The organism is Streptomyces sp. NPDC048191 (assembly GCF_040652655.1).
GTDB lineage: Bacteria > Actinomycetota > Actinomycetes > Streptomycetales > Streptomycetaceae > Streptomyces.
Genome location: NZ_JBEZMO010000023.1, coordinates 1 through 26,445, shown reverse-complemented (window position 1 = coordinate 26,445; position 26,445 = coordinate 1). Strand labels below are relative to the sequence as shown.

At 71.0% G+C, this 26,445-nt stretch carries 26 protein-coding genes and 1 tRNA gene; 17 read left to right on the top strand and 10 right to left on the bottom strand.

The features are described 5' to 3' along the window. Positions 1-16: 16 nt before the first annotated feature. Positions 17-898: an NAD(P)H-binding protein gene (locus tag AB0D93_RS29970; RefSeq protein ID WP_362125814.1), complete on the top strand. Its 882-nt coding sequence runs from the start codon at positions 17-19 to the stop codon at positions 896-898. A gap of 78 nt (positions 899-976) precedes the next feature. Here AB0D93_RS29970 and AB0D93_RS29965 read toward each other — a convergent pair whose 3' ends face one another. Continuing rightward, entirely contained in the window at positions 977-1,402 is a 426-nt protein-coding gene (locus tag AB0D93_RS29965; protein WP_362125811.1) for a nuclear transport factor 2 family protein, read from the bottom strand. Positions 1,403-1,639: 237 nt separating this feature from the next. On the opposite strand from AB0D93_RS29965, the gene AB0D93_RS29960 reads away from it, so the two are divergent. From AB0D93_RS29960 to AB0D93_RS29920, 9 genes are all read left to right on the top strand, one after another. After that, on the top strand, positions 1,640-2,431 hold the full coding sequence (locus tag AB0D93_RS29960; protein WP_362125808.1) for an SDR family NAD(P)-dependent oxidoreductase: 792 nt from the start codon (positions 1,640-1,642) through the stop codon (positions 2,429-2,431). 32 nt (positions 2,432-2,463) lie between these two features. Beyond that, entirely contained in the window at positions 2,464-3,624 is a 1,161-nt protein-coding gene (locus AB0D93_RS29955) for an alpha/beta hydrolase (protein WP_362125805.1), read from the top strand. An 18-nt stretch (positions 3,625-3,642) separates the two neighbouring features. Further along, positions 3,643-4,158 carry a lipocalin-like domain-containing protein gene (locus tag AB0D93_RS29950; protein ID WP_362125803.1) on the top strand — a complete coding sequence of 172 codons (516 nt, stop codon included), beginning with the start codon at positions 3,643-3,645 and terminating at the stop codon, positions 4,156-4,158. Next, positions 4,155-5,423, top strand: coding sequence for a beta-ketoacyl-[acyl-carrier-protein] synthase family protein (locus AB0D93_RS29945; RefSeq protein WP_362125800.1), 1,269 nt, complete (start codon positions 4,155-4,157; stop codon positions 5,421-5,423). The genes AB0D93_RS29950 and AB0D93_RS29945 overlap by 4 nt, the downstream gene beginning before the upstream one ends. Continuing rightward, positions 5,420-6,637 carry a ketosynthase chain-length factor gene (locus AB0D93_RS29940; RefSeq protein WP_362125797.1) on the top strand — a complete coding sequence of 406 codons (1,218 nt, stop codon included), beginning with the start codon at positions 5,420-5,422 and terminating at the stop codon, positions 6,635-6,637. The genes AB0D93_RS29945 and AB0D93_RS29940 overlap by 4 nt, the downstream gene beginning before the upstream one ends. Before the next feature lie 2 nt (positions 6,638-6,639). Continuing rightward, positions 6,640-6,894, top strand: a complete 255-nt coding sequence (locus AB0D93_RS29935; RefSeq protein ID WP_362125793.1) for an acyl carrier protein — start codon at positions 6,640-6,642, stop codon at positions 6,892-6,894. 14 nt (positions 6,895-6,908) lie between these two features. After that, positions 6,909-7,826: an aromatase/cyclase gene (locus AB0D93_RS29930; RefSeq protein WP_362125791.1), complete on the top strand. Its 918-nt coding sequence runs from the start codon at positions 6,909-6,911 to the stop codon at positions 7,824-7,826. Between the two features lie 17 nt (positions 7,827-7,843). Continuing rightward, complete coding sequence (locus AB0D93_RS29925) at positions 7,844-9,151, top strand: cation:proton antiporter (protein WP_362125788.1); 1,308 nt, start codon at positions 7,844-7,846, stop codon at positions 9,149-9,151. Positions 9,152-9,259: 108 nt separating this feature from the next. Then, positions 9,260-10,966 carry a tryptophan 7-halogenase gene (locus tag AB0D93_RS29920; RefSeq protein WP_362125785.1) on the top strand — a complete coding sequence of 569 codons (1,707 nt, stop codon included), beginning with the start codon at positions 9,260-9,262 and terminating at the stop codon, positions 10,964-10,966. A 71-nt stretch (positions 10,967-11,037) separates the two neighbouring features. Here the strand turns inward: AB0D93_RS29920 and AB0D93_RS29915 are convergent, their stop codons facing one another. Together AB0D93_RS29915 and AB0D93_RS29910 are read right to left on the bottom strand one after the other, a co-directional pair. Next, entirely contained in the window at positions 11,038-11,619 is a 582-nt protein-coding gene (locus AB0D93_RS29915; RefSeq protein WP_362125782.1) for an NAD(P)H-dependent oxidoreductase, read from the bottom strand. A gap of 153 nt (positions 11,620-11,772) precedes the next feature. Beyond that, on the bottom strand, positions 11,773-12,564 hold the full coding sequence (locus AB0D93_RS29910) for an AfsR/SARP family transcriptional regulator (RefSeq protein ID WP_362125778.1): 792 nt from the start codon (positions 12,562-12,564) through the stop codon (positions 11,773-11,775). 297 nt (positions 12,565-12,861) lie between these two features. On the opposite strand from AB0D93_RS29910, the gene AB0D93_RS29905 reads away from it, so the two are divergent. Then, on the top strand, positions 12,862-13,773 hold the full coding sequence (locus AB0D93_RS29905) for an MBL fold metallo-hydrolase (protein ID WP_362125775.1): 912 nt from the start codon (positions 12,862-12,864) through the stop codon (positions 13,771-13,773). Between the two features lie 78 nt (positions 13,774-13,851). On the opposite strand, the gene AB0D93_RS29900 is transcribed toward AB0D93_RS29905, so the two are convergent. From AB0D93_RS29900 to AB0D93_RS29890, 3 genes are all read right to left on the bottom strand, one after another. Beyond that, positions 13,852-15,639 (bottom strand): GMC oxidoreductase, encoded by a 1,788-nt coding sequence (locus AB0D93_RS29900; RefSeq protein WP_362125772.1) that lies wholly within the window; start codon positions 15,637-15,639, stop codon positions 13,852-13,854. Between the two features lie 260 nt (positions 15,640-15,899). Next, positions 15,900-15,973: transfer RNA gene (locus tag AB0D93_RS29895), tRNA-Pro, on the bottom strand. A gap of 45 nt (positions 15,974-16,018) precedes the next feature. Further along, positions 16,019-17,446 carry an MFS transporter gene (locus AB0D93_RS29890; protein ID WP_362125769.1) on the bottom strand — a complete coding sequence of 476 codons (1,428 nt, stop codon included), beginning with the start codon at positions 17,444-17,446 and terminating at the stop codon, positions 16,019-16,021. Positions 17,447-17,640: 194 nt separating this feature from the next. Here AB0D93_RS29890 and AB0D93_RS29885 point away from each other — a divergent pair, with 194 nt between their 5' ends. After that, a complete protein-coding gene (locus AB0D93_RS29885; protein ID WP_362125766.1) occupies positions 17,641-18,219 on the top strand; it encodes a helix-turn-helix domain-containing protein in 579 nt (192 codons plus the stop codon). A gap of 16 nt (positions 18,220-18,235) precedes the next feature. Here AB0D93_RS29885 and AB0D93_RS29880 read toward each other — a convergent pair whose 3' ends face one another. Further along, positions 18,236-18,751, bottom strand: coding sequence for a hypothetical protein (locus tag AB0D93_RS29880; RefSeq protein WP_362125762.1), 516 nt, complete (start codon positions 18,749-18,751; stop codon positions 18,236-18,238). Between the two features lie 130 nt (positions 18,752-18,881). Between AB0D93_RS29880 and AB0D93_RS29875 the strand changes: the two genes are divergently transcribed. Further along, positions 18,882-19,226: a cupin domain-containing protein gene (locus AB0D93_RS29875; protein ID WP_362125759.1), complete on the top strand. Its 345-nt coding sequence runs from the start codon at positions 18,882-18,884 to the stop codon at positions 19,224-19,226. Positions 19,227-19,239: 13 nt separating this feature from the next. On the opposite strand, the gene AB0D93_RS29870 is transcribed toward AB0D93_RS29875, so the two are convergent. After that, positions 19,240-20,232 (bottom strand): LacI family DNA-binding transcriptional regulator, encoded by a 993-nt coding sequence (locus tag AB0D93_RS29870; protein ID WP_362125756.1) that lies wholly within the window; start codon positions 20,230-20,232, stop codon positions 19,240-19,242. 118 nt (positions 20,233-20,350) lie between these two features. On the opposite strand from AB0D93_RS29870, the gene AB0D93_RS29865 reads away from it, so the two are divergent. Beyond that, positions 20,351-21,511: a Gfo/Idh/MocA family oxidoreductase gene (locus AB0D93_RS29865; RefSeq protein WP_362125753.1), complete on the top strand. Its 1,161-nt coding sequence runs from the start codon at positions 20,351-20,353 to the stop codon at positions 21,509-21,511. Between the two features lie 30 nt (positions 21,512-21,541). Here AB0D93_RS29865 and AB0D93_RS29860 read toward each other — a convergent pair whose 3' ends face one another. Both AB0D93_RS29860 and AB0D93_RS29855 read right to left on the bottom strand, forming a co-directional pair. After that, positions 21,542-22,180, bottom strand: a complete 639-nt coding sequence (locus AB0D93_RS29860) for a poly-gamma-glutamate hydrolase family protein (RefSeq protein ID WP_362125750.1) — start codon at positions 22,178-22,180, stop codon at positions 21,542-21,544. 9 nt (positions 22,181-22,189) lie between these two features. Beyond that, positions 22,190-23,221: a LacI family DNA-binding transcriptional regulator gene (locus tag AB0D93_RS29855; protein ID WP_362125747.1), complete on the bottom strand. Its 1,032-nt coding sequence runs from the start codon at positions 23,219-23,221 to the stop codon at positions 22,190-22,192. A 148-nt stretch (positions 23,222-23,369) separates the two neighbouring features. Here AB0D93_RS29855 and AB0D93_RS29850 point away from each other — a divergent pair, with 148 nt between their 5' ends. Genes AB0D93_RS29850 through AB0D93_RS29840 form a run of 3 tightly spaced genes read left to right on the top strand, consistent with a single transcriptional unit; the run spans position 23,370 to position 26,382 of the window. Continuing rightward, a complete protein-coding gene (locus AB0D93_RS29850) occupies positions 23,370-24,536 on the top strand; it encodes a phytanoyl-CoA dioxygenase family protein (protein ID WP_362125744.1) in 1,167 nt (388 codons plus the stop codon). Between the two features lie 20 nt (positions 24,537-24,556). Beyond that, the gene (locus tag AB0D93_RS29845) at positions 24,557-25,333 is read left to right on the top strand and encodes an SDR family oxidoreductase (RefSeq protein ID WP_362125741.1); all 777 of its coding nucleotides are present in this window, start codon (positions 24,557-24,559) and stop codon (positions 25,331-25,333) included. A 44-nt stretch (positions 25,334-25,377) separates the two neighbouring features. Continuing rightward, on the top strand, positions 25,378-26,382 hold the full coding sequence (locus tag AB0D93_RS29840; RefSeq protein WP_362125738.1) for a Gfo/Idh/MocA family oxidoreductase: 1,005 nt from the start codon (positions 25,378-25,380) through the stop codon (positions 26,380-26,382). The last annotated feature ends 63 nt before the right edge of the window (positions 26,383-26,445 follow it).

Here is a 26,445-nt window from a genome sequence, read left to right as displayed (position 1 = left end):
CCGCCTGGAGGTCCTCATGCTCGTCATCACCGCTCCCACCGGCCAGATCGGCCATCAGGTCCTGGAGAAAGTGCTGGAGGGCGACCGGCCGATCCGGGTGATCGCCCGCGATCCCGGCAAGCTCCCGGCGCATGTGCGCGAGCGCGTGGAGGTCGTACAGGGAACGCACTCCGACCCCGCCGTGGTGAACGAGGCATTCGCCGGCGCCGACACCGTCTTCTGGCTCGTGCCCCCGAACGTGCGGGCCGACAGCGTCGACGGCTACATCCTGGACTTCACCCGGCCGGCCTGTGAGGCGATCAGGAGCCAGGGCGTCAAGCGCGTCGTCGGCATCTCGACCCTGGGCCGCGGCGTGGCCAAGAACGCCGGCCAGGTGTCGGCGGCGCTGGCCATGGACGAACTGATCGAGAGCACCGGCGTCGCCTACCGCGCCCTGCGGATGCCGGGATTCATGGAGAACACGCTCCTGCAGGCGGGAGCCATCAAGCACCGGGGCATGTTCTTCATGACCATCTCCCCCGACCACAAGCTCCCGACCTGTGCCACCCGCGACATCGCCACCGTCGCGGCCCGGCTGCTGCTGGACGACTCCTGGACCGGACAGGCCGGCGTCCCGGTGCTCGGCCCCGAGGACCTGTCACCCAACGACATGGCGCGGATCATGTCCGAGGTGCTGGACCGGCCGATCCGCTTCCAGCAGGTCCCGAGCGAGGGCTACCTGGCCTCGCTGACGCAGAACGGGATCAGCCCGGCCTGGGCCCAGGGCCTGGTCGACATGGCGACCGAGGTCGAGCAGCGCGACATCTACGGCGTCGAGCCGCGCACCCCGGAGGCCACCACCCCCACCACGTTCCGCCAGTGGTGCGAGGAGGTGCTCAAGCCGGCCGTCCTCTCCTGAACCACGCACCACCACAGCCGTGGGGGCGTTCGACCGGGCCGCACCGGTCGAACGCCCCCCACGGCGTGTTCGCGCCGATCAGTCGTAGCTGACGTGGCGCGAACGGGTCAGGAACACACCGTCGGCCTCCACGAGCACGTCGTGCATGACACAGCTGACGAAGACCGGGTCCTGCCGCGGCCGGACCTTGACGACCAGGCAGTAGGCGGTCGAGCGCAGGGCGCCGTCCTCCAGTTGCCGCAGATCGATCATGTTGACGTGGTGCCGCCGCTGCATCGGGTCGTCCTCGAACCGCCGGTGAAAGTCCGTCAGGTCCGCGATGATGCCGTCCCGGGTCCGGGCCGGCGGACGTCCCGGGGTGTGCGCGAATTCGGCGTCCTCCGTGAAGGTGCCGGCGTAGCCGGAGATGTCACGCCCGTCCAGCAGCTGCATCTGCGCCGCGTAGAACTGCTGAACACGAGGATAAGCGGTGCCCAGATCGAGCCGGGCGGGAACTGTGGTCATGGCACTCTCCCAGGTTTCAGGCGACAGCGCGCAAGTTTCCGGCACGCCCCTAGAACTTCGGTCGAGTGCCGCGCCGCGGCACGGACTTCGCGGACCGGCCGCTCAGTGTGCCTTGAGGAAGCTTCTAGGTGTCCTGGTTACGTTGATCGCGTCGATGACACATCTCCTCGTTCGCCGCCCGATCACCACGACGACATCGGCAAAAGCGGCGACCACGACGACAGCAGGGGGATACGGATGACCACGGCCGAACGCTCACAGCCGGTTGCCCTTGTCACTGGTGCCACCCGCGGAATCGGCTTGGAAATCGCCAGGATGCTGGCCGGACGCGATATCGCGGTATTTCTCTGTTCCCGCAACCACGACGACGTGGCGGCGACGGTGAAGGAAATGCAGGAACAGGGGCACACCGTCGACGGTTACGGCTGCGACGTGCGGTCCGCGACGCAGATCCACGAGCTGGTACGGCGGGCCGTCGACCGTTTCGGGCCCCTCGACATCCTGGTGAACAACGCCGGCCGCCCGGGCGGCGGACAGACCGCGGAGATCTCCGACGAGCTGTGGTGCGAGGTCATCGACACCAACCTCACCAGCGTCTTCAGGATGACCAAGGAAGCCCTGACCACCGGCGGCATGCTCGGTCTCGGTCACGGCCGGATCATCAACATCGCCTCGACCGGAGGCAAGCAGGGCGTCGTCCACGCCGCCCCGTACTCCGCCTCCAAGCACGGGGTGGTCGGCTTCACCAAGGCGCTGGGGCTCGAACTCGCCAAGACGGGGATCACCGTGAACGCGGTCTGCCCCGGTTTCGTCGAGACGCCGATGGCCGAGCAGGTGCGCGAGCACTACGCGGGGATCTGGGGGGTCGACGAGGCCGAGGCCCACGCCCGCATCACGGCGCGCGTGCCGATCGGCCGCTATGTGGAACCGAGCGAGGTGGCGGCCATGGTCGGGTACCTGATCGGCCCCGGTGCGGCCGCCGTCACCGCTCAGGCCCTCAACGTCTGCGGCGGGCTCGGCAACTACTGAGATCCTCGCCTTCACGAAGGGTGGCTTCCGCCATGCCGCGCACAGCGCCGCCGACGGCCCGCACCTCGGGCTCGCTGATGTCGGAGTGCATCTACTATCTTCCGCGCCTGATGTTCCTGAACTCGCGGTACGCGCCGCAGACGCACTGGGGGGACATCGCGACGGTACTGCGGGACTTCCCCGAGGACAGCGGCGACGTGGGATCGCCGCGCTTCTGGGACGAGTGGCAGAACCGCTGGATCGCCCACGGGGAGCGGTACGGCGCACTGGCCCGCGACTCGTCCACCACCGCCGGGCGCATCCGGGCGGAGCGCGGTGCGGCGGTGTGCTACCACTGGGCCGAGTTCATGGACTTCGGCGACCGGCAGCGCAAGCTCCGGCTGCGCTCGCAGGTGCGCGAGCACTTTCTGCGCAGCCTGAAGGACAGTGAACTGGACGTCACGAGAGGTGAGTTGACGGTCGGAACCGGCGCCGGGCAAACCCCGTGCCGGGTGCCGTACTGGCTCTTCCTGCCGCCGTCGCGGCGCGCGGGATCGCAGCCGGTGCCCTGCGTCGTCCTGTCCAACGGCCTGGATTCGATGACCGAGGTGGAGGTGCTGGCGCTCGCCGAGCCCTACCTCGAACGCGGCATCGCGGCGCTGCTGTTCGACGGCCCCGGCCAGGGCATCCACGTCGGGCAGGTCCCGCTGCTGGTCCAGATGGAATCGGTCGTGGCGGAACTGGTGGCGGTGCTGCGCCGGGATCCCCGGATCGCCGACGACCGGCTGGCCTTTTTCGGCATCAGTTTCGGCGGGTACTTCACCTTGCGCATGGCCCAGCACCTGGGCTCGCTCTTCACCTGTCTGGTGAACCTCTCCGGCGGCCCGCGCGTCGCGCCCTTCGACGGACTTCCACGCCGCTTGAAGGACGATTTCCGTTTCGTCCTCGCCTGTGGCGGGCCGGTGGACATGCAAGCGCGTTTCGACGCGCTGGAGATAGACCTGACCGTGCCCGCCGGCGCCCCGGTACTGAGCGTCCACGGCGAAAAGGACGACATATTCCCGGTGACGGCTCTGGAGGAGCTGGACCGGGCCTGGGGCGGAAAGCACCGGCTCGTGGTGCACGAGAACGAGGCTCATATCTGCCCCAATCTGGTCAACCTGTGGAGCATCGACGCGGCCGACTGGGTGGCCGATCAGCTCCGGCCGGCCTAGTCATCCGAGGGACACGCATTGCTGCCGGAACAAGGCACTTCAGAAGAAGGAACAGCGGTCCACGGCACAGCGCCGGAAGACCTGTCCGAGGAACGCCTCGTCGGTTCCTGGCACCTGGTCTCCCATTTCTTTCTCGCCGAGGACGGCTCCACCCGCCCCGGCCCGTGCGGCGAGCACGCCGAAGGCCTGCTGATCTACGACGGCCGCGGGTACATGTCGGCCGCGCTGATGCGCACCGGCCACCCGGACGCCGACGCCTCGGGGACGCCGGCGGGATACATGGGCTACTCGGGGCGCTGGCGAGTGGCGGGCGACCGGGTGGTCCACGAGGTCCTGGTCAGCTCGCACCCCCGCATCGTCAACACCGAGCAGGTCCGGGAGGCCCGGCTGGACGACGGCCGGCTGACCCTGCGCGAACGCCTCGGCGGAGCGCCGCGCTCCCTCGTCCTGCAGTGGCGACGCGCCGACCCCACACCTACCGACAGGAAAGTCACGCAGATGAACGGCATCGACATAGCCGGTGGTGCTTCGTGAATCGCCGGGTGGCCATTACCGGAATGGGCGTCCGGGCGCCCGGCGGGCTGGGCAAGGACTCCTTCTGGACGCTGCTGTCCGAGGGGCGCACGGCGACCCGCCGGATCTCCTTCTTCGACCCCTCGCCGTACCGGTCGCAGGTCGCGGCCGAAGTGGACTTCGACGCCGCGGCCGAGGGCCTGAGCCCGCGCGAGATCCGGCGGATGGACCGGGCGACCCGGTTCGCGGTGGTCTGCGCCCGCGAGGCGGTGGCCGACAGCGGAATCGACCTGGAGGCGGTGGCACCCCACCGGGTCGGGGTGAGCCTGGGCAGCGCGGTCGCCGCGGCGACCAGCCTGGAGCAGGAGTACCTGGTGCTGTCGGATTCCGGCAGGCAGTGGGTGATGTCGCCGGAGCACCTGTCCCCGCACATGTTCGACTACATGATCCCCAGCGTCATGCCGGCCGAGATCGCCTGGGCGGTGGGTGCGGAGGGGCCGGTCGCGATGGTGTCCAACGGCTGCACCTCCGGGCTCGACTCCGTCGGACACGCCGTCTCACTGATCCGTGAGGGCAGTGCCGACGTGATGGTCGCGGGCGCCGCGGACACCCCGATCACGCCAATCGTGGTGGCCAGCTTCGACGCCATCAAGGCCACCACCACGTACAACGACGACCCGGAGCACGCCTCCCGGCCCTTCGACGGCACCCGCAACGGCTTCGTACTGGCCGAGGGCGCGGCCATGTTCGTCCTGGAGGAGCTGACAGCCGCCCGCCGCCGGGGCGCACCCGTCTACGCCGAGGTGGGCGGCTATGCCACCCGCTGCAACGCGTACCACATGACCGGCCTCAAGTCCGACGGCCGGGAGATGACCGAGGCGATCCGCGCGGCGCTCGACCAGGCCAGGCTGGACCCCTCGGACGTGGACTACGTCAACGCACACGGCTCGGGCACCAAGCAGAACGACCGGCACGAGACCGCGGCGTTCAAGCGGAGCCTCGGCGAGCACGCCTACCGCACACCGGTCAGCTCGATCAAGTCGATGGTCGGGCACTCGCTGGGCGCCATCGGCTCGGTGGAGATCGCCGCGTCCCTGCTCGCCATCGACCGCCAGGTCGTGCCGCCGACGGCGAACCACCAGGTCAAGGACCCCGAATGCGATCTCGACTATGTGCCGGTGACGGCCCGGGAGCACCGCACCGACACGGTGCTGACCGTCGGCAGCGGCTTCGGCGGCTTCCAGAGCGCGATGGTCCTCACCCGGCCGAAGCAGGTGGCCGCATGAGCGTGATCACCGGGCTGGGTGTGGTGGCACCCAACGGTGTCGGCGTCAAGGAGTTCTGGGCGGCGACGCTGACGGGCCGCAGCGGCATCGGCGAGCTGGACCGGTTCGACACCTCGGGGCAACCCGCGCGGCTGGCCGCCCTGGTGCGCGACATCGACCCGGCCGAGCACCTGCCCAGCAGGCTCCTGCCGCAGACCGACGTGTCGACCCGGCTCGCCCTGGTCGCCGCCCAGAGTGCCATCGAGGACGCGGATCTGGACACGGCCGCGATGACCGACTACGACATGGGCGTCGTCACGGCCAACGCCTCCGGCGGATTCGAGTTCACCCACCGGGAGTTCCGCAAGCTGTGGTCGCAGGGCCCGCAGCATGTCAGCGCGTATGAGTCGTTCGCCTGGTTCTACGCCGTGAACACCGGCCAGATCTCCATCCGGCACGGGATGCGTGGCCCGAGCTGCGCACTGGTGGCCGAACAGGCCGGCGGGCTGGACGCGCTCGGCCAGGCCCGGCGCAGCATCCGCGCGGGTGTGCCGCTCGTGGTGACCGGCGGTGTCGACTCCGCCTTCGACCCCTGGGGCTGGGTCTCCCACCTGTCCAGCGGGCGGGTCAGCGCCGACCCGGACCCGGACACCGCCTACCGGCCCTTCGACACCGGGGCGAGCGGTTACATCCCGGGGGAGGGTGGCGCCCTCTGCATCCTGGAGGACGCCCGTTCGGCGGCCGACCGGGGCGCCCGTGTGTACGGCGAACTCGCCGGGTACGCCGCCACGTTCGACCCGGCCCCGGACTCCGGGCGGCCGCCCGGGCTGCGGCGTGCCGCCGAACTCGCCCTGGCCGACGCCGGGACCGCCCCCGGCGAGGTGGACGTGGTCTTCGCGGACGCGGCGGGCGTGCCCGAGCTGGACCGCACCGAGGCCGAGGCACTGCGCGACGTCTTCGGGGTGCGTGGTGTCCCGGTGACGGCCCCCAAGGCGCTCACCGGCCGGCTGTTCTCCGGCGGCGGAGTGCTGGACGTCGTGTCCGCCCTGATGAGCATCCAGGACCAGGTGATACCGCCGACCTTCACCACCGGCACGGTACCCGCCGAGTACGGCATCGACGTCGTCCTCGGCGAACCCCGGGAAGCGCCGGTCGGCACCGCGCTCGTACTCGCTCGAGGCCGCTGGGGGTTCAACGCGGCCGTCGTCATCCGCAGTTTCCGGAACGGGAGTTGACCATGAGCAGGACCATGAGCATCGAGGAGCTGCGCGGCATCCTGATCGCGTGCGCGGGCGGCGAGGACGCGGACGCGCCGCCCGAGGACTTCGCGGACCTCGCCTTCGACGACCTCGGATACGACTCGCTGGCCCTCATCGAGACCGCGGCCCGGCTCAAGCTGGACCACGGCGTGGTCATCCCGGACGACCTGATCACCGAGGTCGGGACCCCGGCGGAGCTGCTGAAGCTGGTCAACGAGCGGACAGCGGCCTAGCCATGCAGGTCTCGATGACACACACCCGCCTGGTGGCGGCGCCGGCGGACGACATCTACCGCGTCGTCGCCGATGTGACCCTGTGGCCGGTGGTCTTCGGACCGTCCGTGCATGTCCGGCACGTCCACCGGACCGAGCGTGACGAGCGGTTCCAGCTGTGGGCGGTCGTCGGTGGTGACGTGCACACCTGGGTGTCGCGGCGGGAGCTCGATCCGCTCGCCCGGCGGATCGGCTTCCGCCAGGAACGCACCCATCCGCCGATCACCGCCATGTCCGGAGCGTGGTCGTTCCAGCCGTTGCCGGACGGCAGGACCGAGGTGCGTCTCGACCACACGTTCTCGGTGGCCGACGAGGAGGCCATGGCGGGCATCCGCGCCGCGGTGGACCGCAACAGCCTGGAGGAACTGGCGGCGCTGGGCCGGATCACCGAACTCGGCCATCCCGTGGACCAGGTGATCGACACCTTCTCCGACACCGTCGTGGTGGACGGGCCGCTCGACGACGTCTACGCGTTCGTCCGCCGCAGCGACCTGTGGCCCGAGCGGCTGCCGCATGTGGCCCGGGTGGACCTGTCCGAGGACGCGGCGGGGATCCAGCACATGGAGATGGACACCGTCACCGCGGACGGTACGGCCCACACCACCCGCTCGATACGGGTGTGCACGGCGCCGTCGCTGATCGCCTACAAGCAGCTCCTGCCACCGCGCATGCTGCTCGGCCACAGCGGACGCTGGACGTTCACCCCCGCCGGCCGCGGTGTCGAGGTGACGGCCACGCACACGGTGGCGATCGATCCCGAGGCGGCCCGCGAGGTGCTGGGCCACGCCTCCACCCTGGCGCAGGCGCGCAGTCATCTGCGTGCCGCGCTCGGCGGCAACGGGCGGGCGACCCTCGCCATGGCCGGCAGGTTCGCCGGCGAGAGCCTTCACTGACGAGAGCGGGGGAACGTGTGAGTGCTCAACAGCTGGAGTCGACGACGACGGTCGTACTCGCAGACATCGCGGTGATCCTTCTCGTCGGCTCGGTGCTGATGAAGGTCGCCAAATGGGTGCGGCAGCCGCCGGTGGTGGCCGAACTGCTGGCGGGTGTCGCCCTCGGGCCCAGCCTGCTGGGGCTGCTGCCCGGGCATCTGAGCACGCGCCTGTTCCCGCTGGACGCGCGCCCGTTCCTGTCGGTGGTCTCGCAGCTCGGGATCCTGCTGTTCATGTTCCTGATCGGCTGGGAGTTCAACCGCGACATCCTGCGCGGGCGGCTGCGCACGACGATCGTCTCGGTGTCCCTGTCGTCCATGGTGGTGCCGTTCCTCGGCGGGGCAGCCCTGGCGCTGGCCCTGTACACGCGGCACGACCACGTCGGGGGCCACCACGTGGGGCGGGTCGCCTTCGTCCTCTATCTCGGCACGGCGATCTCCATCACCGCCTTCCCGGTGCTGGCCCGCTTCCTGGTCGACACCCGGATGAGCGGCACACGGGTCGGCGAGCTGGCCCTGGCCGGCGCGGCGGCCTGTGACGCCCTGTCCTGGCTGCTGCTCGCCGTGGTGGTCGCGACCGTCCAGGTGTCCGGGCCCGGCGGACTGCTGAAGATGGCCGGCCAACTGCTCCTCTACGCCCTCGCCATGTGGCTCCTGGTGCGCCCGGCGCTGCGCGCGCTCGTCGGGCGCTGGGGCCGGGAGAGCGGCGGGCGCCTGACCCTGCTGGCGCCGATCGGCGCGGGGGTGTTCCTGTCGGCCGCCGCGACCTCGTGGATGGGGATACACGCCGTCTTCGGCGCCTTCGTCTTCGGCTGTGTCATGCCACGTGAGCCCGTGCAACCGCTCACCCGGCAGGTGCGCGGGCCGATGGAGCAGGTCAGCCTGCTGCTGCTCCCGGTGTTCTTCATCCAGGTCGGGCTCTCGGTGGACGTCCGCTCGCTCGGCGCGGCCGACCTGGCCGAGTTCGCCGCGGTCACCGCGGTCGCCTGTGCGGGCAAGCTGCTCGGAGCGAGCATTCCGGGCCGGCTGAGCGGTCTGGAGTGGCGCGACGCCGGCACGCTCGGGGTGCTGATGAACATGCGGGGGCTCACCGAGCTGATCGTGATCAACGTGGGCGTCGGCATGGGTGTCCTGGACGGCCGCATGTACACGGTCATGGTGCTCATGGCGCTGGTGACCACGGCTGCGGCGGGCGTGTTCATCCGGTACCGCCCGCCGGAGACCGGATGGACCTGGCCGCGCGAGGAGGTCTCGCTGCGGCTCACCGAAGCCGGCCGGGCCGACTGAGCACCACCCCCGGGGCCGTGAACGCGGCCCCTTCCACGGTGAGTCGAGCGGCCCGGCGCCGCCCCGACCACAGCGTTTCCGTCCACGTGCCCATCAGCGGGAGGACTCATGCCAGACCAGCGCAACCGCGACGTCGTGATCCTGGGGGGCGGGCTCGCCGGCCTCACGCTCGCGATCCAGCTCAAGAACGCGCGCCCGGAAACGGACATCGTCGTGCTCGACAAGCGCAAGGGACTGGCGCCGGAGGCGGCGTTCAAGGTCGGTGAGTCGACCGTCCCCACCGGCGCGCACTACTTCGCCGAGGTCATCGGCATGAAGGAGCACCTGGAGAAGTTCCACCTGCAGAAGAACGGGCTGCGGTTCTTCCAGCCGTCGGGTGACAACAGCGACCTGACGCACCGGATCGAGCTGGGATCGCTGGACTTCCCGGTGCACGTCAACTACCAGATCGACCGCGGCCGTTTCGAGAACGAGCTGACCCGGGTGGCGCTCGCGCTGGGCGTCGACCTGCGGCAGGGCTGCGACGTGCGGGGCGTGGAGCTGCGGCCGGAGTCCGCGCACCGCGTCAGCTTCGCCCAGGACGGCGAGGAGCGCGAGCTGCGGTCCCGCTGGCTGGTCGACGCCGCGGGCCGGGCCGGTGTCATCAAGCGCCACCTCGGCATCGGCCGGGAGGTCGCCCACACCATCAACGCGTCCTGGTTCCGCCTCGCCGGCGGCATCGACCTGGAGCAGTGGGGAGCGGACAACCCGGCCTGGCTGTCCCGGATGCGCCGGGCGAACATACGCCAGTTCAGCACGAACCATCTCATGGGGGACGGCTACTGGGTCTGGCTGATCCCGCTGGGCTCGGACCACATCAGCATCGGCATCTGCGCCGACCCGCGCCTGCACCCGTACGAGGAGATCAACGACTTCGACCGGGCGCTCGACTGGTTGCGCCGTCACGAACCGCAGCTGGCCGAGGCCGTGGCCGGACGCGTGCATGACGTGGCGGACTTCCTGAGCGTACGGGACTTCGCCTTCGGGGTGGAGCGCGTCTACTCGCCCGACCGATGGAGCCTGGTCGGCGAGGCCGGTGCCTTCGCCGACGCCTTCTACTCCCCCGGCTCCGACATGATCGGCTACGGCAACTCCGCCACCACGGACCTGGTCACCCGGGATCTCGCCGGCGAGGACATCACCGAACGGCTGGAGTTCTACAACGACTTCCACCTGAAGACCTTCGCCCATGTGCTGTCGAAGGTGGAGGACCACTATCCGGCCTTCGGCAATCCCGCCGTGATGGTGCCGAAGCTGAGCTGGGACCGAATGCTGAACCACTACGGGGTGGTCCTGCTGTTCGTCCAGAACCGGTTCCTCGACTACGAGTTCCTGAAGACAGTGAACGGGGACATCGAGAAGCTGTACGCGCTCAACGAGCGGGTGCAGCAGATCTTCCGGGACTGGAACCAGCTGGAGCGGGTGCGGCCGACGGGCCCGGCCAGGGCCCACAACGCGGCGAAGGCGGTCCGGGAGAGCGCCACCGCGCTGATCCACGACTACAGCGACGAGGAGCTGAGGTCGGCCCTCGCGCGCAATGTCGCCGTGACCGAGGCCATGGCCGTGGGCGTCTTCCACCGGGCCGCCCGCAACCTGGCCGAGCGCCCGGACCCCGAGGTGCCGGTCAACCCGTACGCCGTCGGCCTGCGCCCCGCTGACTGGCAGGCCGACGGGCTGTTCCGCGGCGACGTCCTGCTGACGCTCGCTCAGGCCGACGAGATCGCCGGGGGGATGCAGGGCCTGCTGGCCGACCCGCTGCTCGCGGACGCCTCCTGACCGGGCCTGCCGACGCAGGAAGGAGCCGGCGGCCGGGCGGGGACGTCCCGCCCGGCCGCCGGCTCCTGTGTTCACAGGGTGTAGGGGTTCTTCCGGCGGGCGTCCGCCAGCGCGCGTGCCCACCAGAACAGCTGGTTCAGCATCACCTTGGCCGCGGTGCGCGTACCCGCCACGTCCTCCGGGCGTCCGTCCGCGTCGAAGCGGTCCCGGGGGCCGTGGAAGCTCATGCCGTCCCGCAGCGAGACCGCGTGGAGCTCCGCGAACACCTGGCGCAGCTGCTCGGCGGCGCGGATGCCGCCGGAGCGTCCCCCGTAGGACGCGAACGTCACCGGCTTCGCCTGCCACTGCTTGTGGTTCCAGTCGATGACGATCTTCAGCAGGGCGGGGAAGCTGTGGTTGTACTCGGGCGTGACGATGACGAAGGCGTCCGCGTCGTCGAGCCGTCCCCGCAGTCGCCGCACGCGCTCCTCGACATCGGGAGCGGGCGCGAGGGTGGGAACGGGCGGCAGCTCCCACTCCGCGAGGTCGAGCCGGTCCAGATCAAAACCGCTCACGTCGGATGCGATGTCGCAGAGCCAGTCCGCGATCATGGCACCCGTACGGCTCGATGACGAGCAGGCCACCAGCATCGCCAGACGGAGTTCCTTCGCCATTTTCTCTTCCCGTGACGTCAGTGGAACAGCGGATGTCATGCCTATCCAGTGTCACCAAAGAACTCGAAGCCCGCTCAAGACGCGCTGCTCGGCGGCCTCGAGGCCCGAATATGGCCAGGGATTTCCGGCGTGGCACTCTCGCAGGAAATGACGCTATCGACTGGCGATGATCTCGTGGTGGAGTTTCTTCGCCTCGGGCGAGGGCTCAAGTCCCAGCTCGTCGTCGAGAATGCGACGCAGTTGGTGATACACACTGAGTGCCTCACCGCGCCGCCCGGAACGGTGCAATGCCTGCATGAGCCGGACGTGAAACGGCTCGTGCAGGTGATGGGTGGCCACCAGTGATCGGAGTTCACCGACGATTTCCCGGTGCCGGTTGTTCGCCATGTCCGCCTCGATGCGCAGCGACACGGCCTCCAGTCGCTGTTCCTCCAGGTACGCGGAGAGGCCGTGCAAGGAGGGGCCATGGACGATATCGGCCGGCAGCGGTCCGCGCCACACCGTCAGGGCCTCCCGCAGGAGTTCCGCCGCGCATCCGGCCCGCCCCTGGTCCAGGGCTTTCCGGCCGCTTTCCACCAGCTGCTGGAACTCGAAGACGTCGACATTCTCGCGGGGGACGGCCAGCAGGTAGCCGCCGGGCCGAGTGACCAGGACGGACGACTCCTGTGCAGCCTGGAAGTTGGTGCAGAAGAGCTTGCGCAACTGGTAGACGTAGGTCTGCACGATGGTCTTCACCGTGCGCGGCGGGCCGTAGGGCCACAGCTCGTCGATGAGCTGTTCCGTGCTCACCATCGCGTTCGCATTCACGGCGAGCATCGCCAGTACTTGTCGGAGTTTGATTGCGGTCACCTGGAAAAGCGAGTCGGTCGCTTCTCGTCCGGATTCGGATTGGCAGTTGATCTCGAGGGGTCCGAGTAATTTGATCCGTACACGATCGCCGATCATCTATGATCTCCCCGTTCGGCACGCTGCCCACTCAGCCACGGACGCTACCGGACCACGTACCCCGTTGAAAACCCGCCACCCGGCGCGTCGCATGGTGCGAGACTACAAGCTTCGTGCCGGAATTGCCCGTTCCTATTTGCCGGAATACAACCCTCCCATCCAGGTAAAGGATATTTTACCGCTGCATTACGTGTGCTTTAGGGACTGTATGCGGATATCTATCGGGCCGCCCAGGAAGGATCAATTCCAGAAGCCGCTTCGAGTGATAGTCGAGCGGCGACTGCAAGGGTCCCGCACATGCGCTCTTTCACCGGCGAACCGCAAATGAAAGCGATTACCGCAGGAGTTCATGCCTTTCTGCAGCCCGATGGTGGCTGGTGTCTGAACAACGCGGGTCTGATCGTCTCCGAGGACGGGTGCGTGCTCGTCGACACGGCGGCCACCGTGGCACGGGCCGGCCTGCTGCGGGCGCACGCCATGGACGTCGCCGGCGCCCCGCCGAGGCTGATCGTCAGCACCCATGCGCACGGCGACCACACCTTCGGGAACACCGTCTTCCCCGAGGCGCTCGTGATGGGGCACGAGAAGACCAGGGAGGAGGCCGAGCGGACCGGACTGCACCTGACCGGTCTGTGGCCGAACGTCGACTGGGGCGGCGTGGAGGTGGTGCTGCCGCAGCTGACCTTCGACGGACCGGTGACGCTGCGGCTCGGTGCCCGCGAGGCGGAACTGCACTCCTTCGGCCCCGCCCACAGCGGCTGCGACACGGCTGTCTGGCTGCCCCGCGAGCGCGTGCTGTTCGCCGGCGACCTCGTCATGTCCGGTGTGACGCCGTTCGTACTCACCGGGTCGGTGCGCGGCCTCCGGTCCGCGGTGACGGCCCTGCGGAAGCTGGACCCGGTGACCGTCGTACCGGGTCACGGCCCGGTCGGCGGGCCGGAGTTGCTCGACGCGACGGAGCGCTATCTGGACTGGCTGACGGAACTCGCCCGGGCCGGCCTCGCCCGGGGCCTGCCGCCGCTGGAAGCCGCACGACAGGCGGACCTGGGGCCGTTCGGCGACCTTCTCGACAGCGAACGGCTCGCACCGAACCTGCACCGGGCCTACGACGAACTGCGCGACGGCACCGGACACGAGCCGGCCGGCGTGGACCAGTTGTTCGCGGAGATGGTGGACCTGCACGGCGGCCTCCCGGAGTGCCGTGCCTGAACCGCGCACGTCCGGCGCCGCTTCACCGGCCGGCCGCCGTACGAGCGCCGTGCAGAGCGGGGGCCGCCGCTCGGACGGCTAGAGGTGGTCCGCCAGGCGGAGGGCAAGGGCGACGAGGGTCAGGCTCGGGTTGGCGGCGGGGGAGGCCGGGAAGACGGAGTTGTCGCAGGCGTAGAGGTTGTCGTACCCGAGGAACCTGAGGTTCTCGTCGACCACACCGTCGCCCCGGTCGGACATGCGCAGCGTGCCGACCTCGTGGGCGACGCCGCCGAGTCTGGCGTCCTGGAGGCCGAGTCCGTTCTCTCCGAGTACCGGCTCGGCCTCGAGGTCGGTGAGGACACGGACCGCGATGTCGTCGGCCTCGGCGAGATCCGGGTCTGACGGCCAGGCGCGGTGAACCGTCACGGTGACGGGGTCCTCCGGGTCACCGGTGACCGTCAGGTGGTTGTCGTCCTGGAGATCGGCGTAGTACATGAAAACGATCTCGCAGAGCATCCAGTCCTTGCGCACCTGCCGCTCGCGGGCGAGGTTGGCGGGGTCGACGTAGCGGCCTTGGTTGAAGTCCGCACCCAGCTCCACCACGATGTCGAAGGCGTGGTTGCCGGGATCGGCGTCAGGGCGGCGCAGCAGTAGCTTCGCGGAGTCGGTGGTCGAACTGAGCCAGCCGTCGGGCGGCAGCGTGAAGGCTCGGTAGCGGATGGTGTGGTCGGTCAGCCCCCGGCCGATCTTCCGGTTGTCGTCGGTGAGTTGGGACTGCAGCGCGATCTTCGCCGACTCCATGGTCCCGGCAGCGAGCACCACGGTCTCAGCCCGGTACTCACGCCTCTGCTGCGCCAGCAGGTCGTAGCACCGTACGCCGGTGACTCGTCGGGGATCGCCCGCGTCCACAAGTACCTGGCACACGGCCTGGTTGAGGTTGACCGTGGGCGGGCGGCGGTCCGCCCAGCTGGGATCGTCGACCAGCCGGTCCTCCATGAGCAGGTCGGCCGTGGAGAAGAACCCGGTGGGCAGGGCGAGATGAGTCGGGCCGATGTACTGGACCGCCACCGGGGCGTCCAGGGCCTCGTAGCCGGCGACCATGTCGCCAAGTGCGGTGCGGGCTTCGTTCTGGTAGTCGGTGACCTGCGGGGGGACGGCGTTGATGTGCTTCACCGCCGCGGCGAAGCGTGACTCGAGCAGGTCCTGTCGCACGGCCGCGGGCCACGAGGCCAGTTCCCACGGCGACTGGTCGGGAATCAGCCCTCCCCAGAAGAGGGACCGTCCGCCGAGGTTGAACGCCTGGGCTCCGTCGAACTCCGAGCCTGCGGCGTTCACGTAGTTGCGCAGTCCGAAGTCCTGCCACAGCGACCAGACGTGCTTGTCGAACCGCCCCAGTCGCAGCCTGCGCGGGAGATTCCCCACGTGGGTCGGGAACAGGTAGGAACCCTTCTCCAGCACCAGCACGTCCCGGCCCTTGTCGGCCAGGCTGCTCGCCAGGACCCCGCCGCCCATCCCGGAGCCGACGACGATGACGTCGTAGACGTGCTCCGGGTCCAGGGAGCGCGCGAAGAAGCGCTGAGGTACCACTCCGTGCTCGGTGATCACCTCATCGGCAGCCGGGAAGGTGACCTCCGCCTCGGTGTACTCTCGCTCACCGTGGAGTTCGTCGGGACTCAGGGACAGATTCGGTTCCTGCATCCACCGGTTGGGTTTGAGGACGAACTTGAACTGCAGCCCGTCCTGGTACAGCTGCTCGTCCAGCTCGTACGTCCACGCCCCGTCGGTGTAGTCGCCACCACGATCGAAGAGCCAGTCGTCGGCCGACGTCCGCAGCACCACGGTCTGATCCGGTGCGTACGTCCCCGTCACCAGGCGAATCGTGAACACAGGGGGCCTCCCTCGCAACACGCAATCGTGTACGGACGGTCAGCCGGCCTGTTTCCACGCTACGACCGGTGCCAACGGAGTGCCAATGCGGTATTCACGGGCGGCGTGAGCCCGGCCGTCCGGATGGGCGGTGTCGCCCGGGAGGGGAACCCGCTGCTGCCCGGTCGTGGCAGCGGCACGTGCGCGACTGGTCCCGGGAACGGGCGGAGGGCCGTTCGAGATTTCTCTCAAACGGCCCTCTGACCTGCGACTTTTCCAAGTCGGGACGACAGGATTTGAACCTGCGACCCCTTGACCCCCAGTCAAGTGCGCTACCAAGCTGCGCCACGTCCCGGTGCGGTCCCACCCGGGGTGTCCCGTGTGATCACGCAGGTCAACCCTACCGCACCTGGGCGGGTGCCCGTGTCGCCCCGGTGGTGGCGTGGGTCGTCGTACGGTCCGGGCGGCGGACCGGGACGAGGAGGGCGGCGCCGGCCGCGGCCAGGCACAGGACGGCGAGCAGTGCCCAGCCGTGGGTGTAGCCGGAGGCGTAGGGCAGGCCGGAGGGCTGGAGGCGCCCGGTGACCAGGACGCTGGTGAGCGCGGCGCCGATGGAGCCGCCGATGGTGCGGATGTTGGCGTTCATGCCGGTCGCGGCGCCGGTCTGCTCCGGCGGGACGCTGCCGACGACGAGGTTGGCCATGGAGGCGAAGGCCAGGCCGATGCCCAGGCCGAACAGACCGGCGACCACGGCTACCTCCCACCGCGCGTCGTGCCAGAGGGTGAGGAATCCGCAGGCCGCCGCGCCGAGCGCGGCACCGGTGGTGAGGAGGGCCTTGGCGCCGACACGGGGCTCCAGGCGGCCGGAGAGGACGCCGGAGAGGAACATCGCGAGCAGCATCGGCAGCATGAGCAGGCCGGAGGCGGTGACGCTCGCGCCGAAGCCGTAACCGGCCGCCGACGGCGTCTGGACGAAGCCCGGCAGGAAGGACCAGATCGCGTACATGCCCGCGCCGAAGAACAGCGCGGCCGCGTTGGTCGTCCACACCGCGGGCAGCCGCATCACACGCAGGTCGATCAGCGGGGAGCGGGAGCGGGCCTCGGCCGTGAGCCACAGGGCGAACAGCACGACGGCGGCGGCGAACAGACCGAGCACCTTCGGCGAGCCCCAGCCCCACCGCCCGGCCTGGCTCAGCGGCAGCAGCAGGGCCACCAGCCAGGCGGAGAGCAGTCCGGCGCCATACCAACTGACTTTCCCCTGGGCCCTCTTGGGGGACTCGGGGACATAGGCCACGGCGATCAGGACCGTCGCGGCGACGATCGCCACGGGGATCCAGAAGAGCCAGCGGTAGTCGAGCGCGGAGACGATCGGCCCGGCGGCGACCATGCCGACCCCGCCGCCCGCGGCGATGACCGCCGAGAGGTTGCTGATGCTGCCGCTCACCTCGGCGGGCGCGAACTCGTCCCGGATGATGCCGAAGGAGAGCGGGAACAGGGCGCCGCCGACGCCCTGGACGACCCGGGCCACGATGAGGACACCGATGTCCGGGGCGAGCGCGGCGAGGAGACAGCCCGCGAGAACAGCGGCCAGCACGGCGACGAGAGTGCGTTTCTTGCCGACGAGGTCGCCGACCCGGCCGAGGATCGGGGTGAAGACCGAGGCGGACAGCAGGTACGCCGTCATCACCCAGGTCGCGGTCGATTGGGAGGTGTGCAGGGCGTGCTGGACGGTCGGCAGGGCCGGCGCGATCAGCGACTGCAGCATGGAGAACACGCCCGCACCGGTCGCGAGGACCGCGAAGGTGAGGCGGGTGGACTTGCGGGGCATGAAGGAGCCTCTCCGAGTGGGAGCGCTGCGGGACGGACGCAGGGGGGCACTGCGGTCGGGCACGTCTGCCCACGACACGGTCGCCCCCGCACTGCTAAAGTGGAGGTACTCCTCCACTCTAGCGGAGGCACCCCTCCAGTTCAACCGAACCGGATGCACACCTCCGATTCAGCGAATCCCCCTGGGAGGCAGCAGTGACGGCCACGCCGTTCCCCGTCGGCGAGATCGTGGCGGCCCGCCGGCCGCACCGCAAGGACGCCGCCCGCAACTACGACGCCCTGCTCGCGGCCGCCCGCGAGGCGTTCGCGGAGCACGGCTCGGACGCCTCGCTGGAGGACATCGCCCGCCGGGCGGGCGTCGGCATCGGCACCCTCTACCGCAACTTCCCCACCCGCCGCGACCTCTTCGAGAGCGTCTACGCCGACGAGGTCAACGCCCTGTGCCAGGCGGCCGAGGAGTTCGCCGGCCTGCCGCCGTGGGAGGCGCTGACGGCCTGGCTGGACCGGTTCGCCGGCTACATGGTCACCAAGCGGGCGGTCCGCGAGGCGCTGAACGACGAGTCGGAGATCTTCCAGTCCTGCCGCGACTCGATGTACGCCGCCGGTGGCCCGCTGCTGGAGCGCGCCCAGCGGGCGGGTGCGGCCCGCACGGACATGGACTTCGTCGATCTGCTGCGGATGGTCGCCGGGATCACGGCGACGGCGTTCGACGACGACGCCCAGCGCGACCGGGTGCTCGCGATCGCGCTGGACGGGGTCCGCACCGGCCGCTGAGAGCCGGGGGCGCCGCCTACTTGATGAGCGCGTTGGCCACCACCACGATCAGGCCGAGCACGGCGTCCCCGGCCCCCATCAGGACGGCCGTCGGCCAGCTCCGGGCCGCCCAGCGGGCGGTGAGCAGGCCGAGCACGAAGAGGATCAGGATGTTGAGGACGAACGCCGCGTACTCCACCCCCTTCGCCGGCCACCATCCCCACCACGCGCCCGCGAGCAGGAGGACGGTGGGCAGGACGGCCGTCACCAGCGGCCACTCGTCCCGCAGCGAGCGCACCGCGTCCCAGCGGCGGTGCGGTCCGCGCTCGGCGATGCAGTGGGCGTAGCCGTGGGCGAGCGCGGAGGCGAGCGCCGTCACCAGGACCCACGCGGCGTCATAACCACGGCCCTCGGCGGAGGTGTGCCCGTACCGGGTGAGCGCCGCCACCAGGGAACTGGCGAGCACGGCCCCGTAGACCCCGCCGAAGAGGACGGCCTCGCGCATGCTGTGCCGCCGGGGCGGTGCCGCGCCGACCGCCGTGGAGTCGGCCATGTTTCCCACGATCACCCGTGTCCCGCCTGCCCGCCAGTCCGCGCGGAGCGACGAAGTGTCCTCCCACCAGCCCCGATGTCCCACACACTGTCGGCCGCGGCCCGCGTGGGGCGCTGGCTAGGCTCGCCGCATGACGCACAGCTTCGCGCTCCACATACCGGGCGCCGACCTCGAACCCGAGCCCCTCGACCCCGAGCAGATCGTCTCCGGGAACCCGGAGGTCACCGGGAAGGTGGTCTGGGAGTCGCCGGACGGCCGGCAGATCCGCGGGATCTGGCAGATCACCCCGGGCGTGGTCACCGACACGGAGGCGGACGAACTGTTCGTGGTGATCAGCGGTTCGGCGACGATCGAGGTCGAGGGCGGGCCGACGCTGACGGTGGGGCCGGGCGACATGGCGGTGCTGCGCGCGGGCGACCGTACGACGTGGACGGTGCACGAGACCCTGCGCAAGGCGTACGCGATCAGCCTGTGAGGCGGCGGTCCCGTCAGGAGGGCGGCGCCGTCGTCCCCCGGATCTCCAGCGTCGGCGCGGCGAGGTGGACGCTCCCCTCGCCGCCCGGCCGTTCGAACCGGCTTAGCAGACAGCGGGCGGCGCGCCGGCCGATCTCGTACGGGGCGGTGTCGACGGTGGTCAGCCAGACGTGCCGCAGCCGGGAGATGCTCGTGTTGTCGTAGCCGACGACCGAGAGGTCGCCCGGCACCCGCAGGCCCAGTTGCCCGGCCGCCGAGAGGGCGCCCACGCATGCCATGTCGTTGACGGCGAAGAGCGCCGTCGGCCGTTCGGGGCGGCTGAGCAGGCGTACGGTCCCCCGGTAGCCCCCCTCCTCGGTCAGGTCGCCCGGCTCGACGACCGGCTCGGCGCCGTGTGCCCGCATCGCCGCCTCGAAGCCGCGCCGCCGCAGCGCGCCGACCGCGCCGTGGCCCGCGAGGTGGGCGATCCGGCGGTGGCCGAGGCCCAGAAGATGCTCGGTGGCGAGCCGGGCCCCCCGCTCGTCGTCCCCGGCGACGACGTCCACACCCTCCGGCCGGGACTCACGGGCGCCCGCCACGACGACCGGCATCCGCCGCGCGAGCGCGCCGAGCCCGCCCGCGTCGGGGACCGTACCGACGATCACCAGCCCGTCGACGCCGAGGTCCAGGAAGGGCTCGGCGAGATCGTGCCCCATGCGCCGGTTCAGCCGCGCGTCGGCGAGCAGCATGCGCAGACCGGCGGCGTGCAGCGGGGAGTTGAGGCCGTCGAGGAGGTCGACGAACCAGGGGTTGCGCAGGTCGTCCAGGAGGACGCCGACCGTCCGGGTGCGCTGTTCGCTCAGGCTGCGGGCGGCCGCGTTGGGCCGGTAGCCCAGCTCGCGCGCGGCCCGCAACACCGCGTCCCGCTTCCCGGGGCTGACCGGTCCCGAGCCGCGCAGCACCAGGGAGACCAGTGACTTGGACACCCCGGCCCGTTCGGCCACGTCACGGATCGTCGGCGGTCTCATGACATGGACCGTTCCATGCGCCGTGCCGGTCTGTCAAAGGGTTGACACGCTGGCCATGTCAGCACAAAGGTGGCCTGGACAGAGCATGGACCGGTCCAAGGGGCCCAGGAGGGCTGTCATGGTGGATGAGCTGGGCGTCGCCGTCGTCGGGTTCGGCTGGATGGGCCGGGTGCACACCCAGGCGTACGCGCGTCTGCCGCACCACTATCCGCGGCTTCCCCTGCGCCCCCGGCTGATCGCCGTCGCCGAGGAGGTGCCGGGCCGGGCCGAGGAGGCCGCCGAGCGCTTCGGCTTCGCCTCCGCGACCCGCGACTGGCGGGAGGTGGCCGCCGACCCCCGGGTCCGGGCCGTCAGCATCACCGCCCCGAACTTCCTGCACCGGGAGATCGGCGTGGCGATGGCCGAGGCGGGCAAGCACATCTGGATCGAGAAGCCGGTCGGGCTGACCGCCGAGGACGCCCGCGCGGTCGCCGACGCGGTCGCCGAGGCCGGCGTGCAGGGCGCGGTCGGCTTCAACTACCGCAACGCGCCCGCCGTCGAGGCCGCCCGCGAGCTGATCGCCTCCGGCGAGATCGGCACGGTGACGCACGCCCGCATCCGGCTGTTCAGCGACTACGCGGCCCACCCGGACGGCGCCCTGACCTGGCGCTACGAGCGGGCACGCGGCGGCAGCGGGGTCCTCGGCGACCTCGCGTCGCACGGTGCCGACCTGGCCCGCTTCCTGCTCGGCGACATCGCCTCGCTCACCGCCGACACCGCGATCTTCCTCCCGGAGCGCGCCCGCCCGTCCGGCGCCACCGCCGGCCACGCCCTCGCCTCCGGCGGCGAACCCGGTCCGGTGGAGAACGAGGACTACGTCAACTGCCTGCTGCGCTTCGCCTCCGGCGCCCGTGGCGTCCTGGAGGCGTGCCGGGTCGCGGTCGGCGAGCAGAACAACTACGGCTTCGAGGTGCACGGCACGAAGGGCGCCGTCTTCTGGGACTTCCGGCGCATGAACGAGCTGGCGGTCAGCCGGGGTACGACGTACCAGGACCAGCCGGTGAGCACGGTGTACGTCGGCCCTGGCGCCGGTGAGTTCGCCGCGTTCCAGCCGGGCGCGGCGAACGCGATGGGCTACGACGACCTGAAGGTCATCGAGGCGTACCGGTTCGTGCGGTCCGTTGCCGAGGGGGTGCCGTACGGCGCGACCCTTGCCGACGCGGTACGGAGCGCTGCCGCGCTGGACGCGATGACGCTGGCCGCCCGGGAGGGGCGGTGGGTGGACGTCGGGACGGGGTGAGCGCGCGGCGGGGAGCGCCACGGTATGCCGTCACGCGTCCGCGGCCTCGCCGTGGCCGGTCGCGCCGTAACCCGCGCCCCTGAGGGATGCCGCCCTGCCCAGCGCCGCCACGCCCGCCGCCAGCGCGTCGACCACCTGCGCCGGCGGCCGATCCGTCCCCCCGCTCGTGCGGGCCAGGAGCGGCAGCTCCACCTGGACTCCGCCGAGGCGGGTCAGGTTGACCGGGTTCCGGGGGTGCACGCCGCGCAGGCCGGACGGGATCGCCGCCAGGTCGACGACGGCCGGGAACCGCGGTGCGCCGGCGGCGAACGCCTCGGCGAGGACCTGGGCCGCGTCGCGGTTGCGGCCGCCCAGGAAGACGCTGTGCGGTGTCTCGGGCCGCATGTGGCCGTGCAGGGAGACCGTGAGGGCGACGTGGGACAGGAACTCCCGCAGCAGCACGCAGTGGTCGGCCGCCATGCGCGGGGACGGGATGTGCACGGGCCGTCGCGTCCCGGGCTGGGTGAAGACCAGGCTCGTGGCGCCGCAGCGGCGGGCCACCGTCTCGGCGAGCCGGGCCGTGCCCCCTTCGTTGCTGCCGTGCAGCGCCAGCAGTCCGACGCCGTCGCCGGGTACGAGGGTCGCGACCATCGCAACGCCCTCGATCTCCACCTGTTCCGTGCGTGTCATCGCTTCCCCTCAACCACCCGTCCGTGCCGGCATGTTGTACGGCGTGACGACCTGGATCGCCGACGGCAGCAGCGGTCCGGCGGGCGGCAGCGCGCCGTGGAAACGCATCACCGCGTGACAGGCCTCGCGCAGATCGTGCCGAAGGTCGTGGTGGAGCACCGCGGAGAGCCGGTGCTCGCGCAGCAGCCGGGTGTTGTCGTGGTCGAGGTCGTGGGCGATGAACACCGCGCACGCGCGGCCGAGGTCGGCGAAGGCGCGCAGGGTGGCGTCGTTGCCGCCGCCGATGGAGTACACGGCCCGGATCTCCGGTTCCCGCTCCAGAGCGGCGCGCACCAGGTCGTACTGGGTGGCGTCCAGGCCCTGTCCCCCGGCGATCTCCACCAGTGACCGCTCGGGATGGCGGGCGCGCATCACGCTGCGGAAACCCATCTCGCGCTCCTCCTCGTTGCGGAAGAAGCCGCTGCTGAGGCTGGTGAGGACGTTGCCGGGCCGGTCGCCGAGCCACTGGCCCGTCAGATAGGCGGCGGTGGCGCCGGCGGCCCGGTTGTCGCTGCCGGCGTAGCCGAGCCGGCCGCTGGCCGGCAGGTCGGTGACGAGGGTGACGACCGGGATGCCGGCCGCGGTGAGCCGGCCCACGGCGGCGGTGACCTCGGGGACGTCCGGCGCCTTGAGGATCACCCCCTGGGAGCCGCGGCGCGCGATCCGGTCCAGCGCCCTGACCTGCTCGGCGGCCGGGCCCGTCTCGCGGAAGTGGAAACGGCAGCGGACCACGGCCGGGTGCAGGTGCGGCAGTTCGGCCTCCAGGGCGGCCCGCACGGCGGTGCTGAACCGCTCGGGCGCCTGCACCACGACGTCGACCATGAAGGTACGGCCGACCAGCCGGACCTGGGTGCGCTGCCGGTCAAGGTCGGCGATGGCCCGGTGCACCTCCTGCGCGGTGCTCTCGCGCACCCCTCCCCTGCCGTTCAGGACGCGGTCCACGGTGGCCTCGCTGAGACCCGCCTGACGTGCGATCTCCCGGATCGGGAACGGGTGGCCCATGGGCCGTCTCCTTGAGGGGTTTTTGATGGCCGGCTGCTGGTTGTTCGAAGTATTTGTCCTGACAAGAATGGCAGGACCGCACCGTCGCCGTGGCCGAAAGCCGCGATCGAGGGCCTGAGGCCGCCAGGCCGTGACCGAAAGGACACCGATGTCCGTCGCCTCCGTGTCAGACCGTGCCTGGCTGTCCCAGCGGGACTGCGATCTCGACGCCTTCCGCGCCCTGACCGACCGGACGACTCATCTCGCCGACTATCCGCACGCCGCCGCGGTGGCGGAGAACGTCCTGGTGTACGAGGGTGAGCGACTGCGCGGCGCCGGGGACCGGGACGCCCTGCGGGCCGAGCTGGTGCGGGCGTTCGCCGACGGCCCCGGGGTCGTCGTGATCAAGGGCGCCTGCCCGGACCCGTCCGTCGTCGACCGGGTGACGGCCGTGTTCGAGGCGCTGATCGCCGAGCAGCGCTCCTCCGGGGCCACCGCGGGCGACCACTTCGCGAAGCCGGGCGCCAACGACCGGGTGTGGAACGCGCTGGAGAAGACCGCCCTGTACGACCCGGAGGCGTTCGCCGACTACTACGCGAGCGACGTCCTCGCCCTGGTCTCCTCGGCCTGGCTGGGCCCCGGCTACCAGGTGACCTCGCAGGTCAACGTGGTCAACCCGGGCGGCGCCGGCCAGACCGCGCACCGGGACTACCACCTCGGCTTCCTGAGCGACGCGGCCGCGGCCGCCTACCCCGCTCATGTGCACCGGCTGTCCCCGGTGCTCACCCTCCAGGGCGCGGTCGCCCACTGCGACATGCCGGTGGAGTCGGGCCCGACGCTCTATCTGCCGTACTCGCAGCTGTACGAGCCGGGCTATCTGGCCTGGCGGCTGCCCCGGTTCCAGGCCCACTTCGAGGCGCACCACGTGCAGCTCCCGCTCGCCAAAGGGGACGCGGCCTTCTTCAATCCCGCGCTCTTCCACGCCGCGGGCACCAACCGCACGGCGGACCTGCGGCGCACGGCCAATCTCCTCCAGGTCTCCTCCGCCTTCGGGCGCGCGATGGAGACGGTGGACCGGGAGGCCGTGGCGAACGCGGTCTTCCCGGTGCTGCTGCGGCGCGCGGCCGAGGGCGCCGGCGAGGAGTGGCTGGCGAACGTGATCGCGGCGAGCGCCGAGGGCTACCCCTTCCCGACCAACCTCGACAGCGACCCACCGGTCGACGGTCTGGCCCCGCCGTCCCAGGCGGACCTGCTGCGCCGGGCGGTGCGCGAGGAGTGGACCCCGGAGCGGCTCCGCGCGGAGCTGCGAGCCGGTACCGAACGGCGAGAGAGCTGAGGAAGGGACAGGGGCGGGTCATGGGACTTCTCGACGACAAGATCGTCCTGGTCAACGGCGGGAGCCAGGGGGTGGGCGCCGCGATCGCGCGGGCCGCCGTGCGGGAGGGCGCCGTGGTGGCGGTCACCGGCCGCCGTACGGAACCGGGTGAGGCGCTGGTCGCCGAGCTGGCGTCCGCCGGGGGCGGGGCGATGTTCGTGCGCGCCGATCTGGCGGACGCCGAGCAGGCGAGGGCGGCGGTGGCCGAGGTGGTGGAGACCCACGGCCGGATCGACTGCCTGGTGAACTCGGCGGGGCTGACCTCACGGGGCACGCTGCTGGACACGACCCCGGAGCTGTTCGACGCGCACATCGCGATCAACCTCAAGGGGCCCTTCTTCGCGATGCAGGCGGCGGTCGCCGACATGGTGGCCCGCAAGGCGCCCGGCACGATCGTCAACGTCATCACCTCGTCGGCGCACGGCGGCCAGCCGTTCCTGGCGCCGTACGTCGCCGCCAAGGCGGGCCTCGTGGGCCTGACCCGCAACGCGGCGCACGCCCACCGCTGGGACCGGATCCGGATCAACGGCCTGAACATCGGCTGGACGGCGACGGAGGGCGAGGACGCCACGCAGCGCGCCTTCCACGGCGCCGGCGACGACTGGCGGGAGCAGGCCGCGGCGAAGCTGCCGATGGGCAAGCTGGGCCAACCGGACGAGATCGCCGACTTCGTGGTGTTCCTGCTGTCCGACCGCTCCGGTGTGGTGACCGGGTCGGTGATCGACTGGGACCAGAACGTGCTGGGCGCCCTCGACTGACCTCCCCCTCCCCCGCTCACATGACCTTAGGAGTTGTACCACCCATGCGTATCGGAATCCTCGGCCTCGGCCGCATCGGCGCCTTCCACGCCGAGACCCTCTTCGGACTGGACGCCGTCACGTCGCTCGTCGTCGCCGACCCGTTCGCGGACGCCGCCAAGGCGGCCGCCGAGCGGTTCGGCGCCGAGGTCGCGGACTCCGCGGAGGCGCTGCTGGCCGCCGGGGTGGACGGCCTGGTCGTCGCGGCGGCCACCGACGCCCATCCGGCGCTGATCCGCGCCGGTGTGGAGGCCGGTGTCCCGGTCTTCTGCGAGAAGCCGGTCGCCCGCACCATGGCGGAGGGGGTGGAGGTGCTGAGGGCCGTGCGCGACAGCGACGTGCCGATCCAGATCGGCTTCAACCGCCGCTTCGACACCGGCTTCACCGCGGCGCGCGCCGCGGTCCGGGCGGGCGAGCTGGGCAAGCTGCACACGGTCCGCTGCACGACGCTGGACCCGGCGCCGCCGCCGGCCGCGTACGTCGCCGCGTCCGGTGGCATCTTCCGGGACTGCTCCGTGCACGACTTCGACATCATCCGCTGGGTGACGGGCCGTGAGGTCACCGAGGTCTACGCGGTGGGCGGCAACCGGGGCGCCGACTACATCAAGGAGGCGGGGGACGCCGACACCACCGGCGCGATCCTCACGCTGGACGACGGCACCATCGCGGTCGTCTCCAACTCCCGCCACAACGCCCGGGGTTACGACGTCCGCATGGAGCTCCACGGCTTCGCGGACTCGATCGCGGCCGGGCTGGACGACCAGCTCCCGCTGCGCTCGGTCGAACCGGGGGTGACCTTCCCGTCGGGCACCCCGCACGACTTCTTCATGGACCGCTTCACCGAGGCCTACCGGGCCGAACTCACCGCGTTCACCGAGCTCGTGGCCGGCACCCGCCCCTCCCCCTGCACCGTCGAGGACGCGCTGGAGGCGGGCTGGATCGCCGAGGCCTGCACCCTGTCCCTGCACGAGCACCGGCCGGTGACGATCGCGGAGGTCCGGCAGGCGTGAACCGGAGGTGGGGGGGAAGGCGGGGAACCAGACCGGCAGAACGGGGGAATAGGACGACCGCAG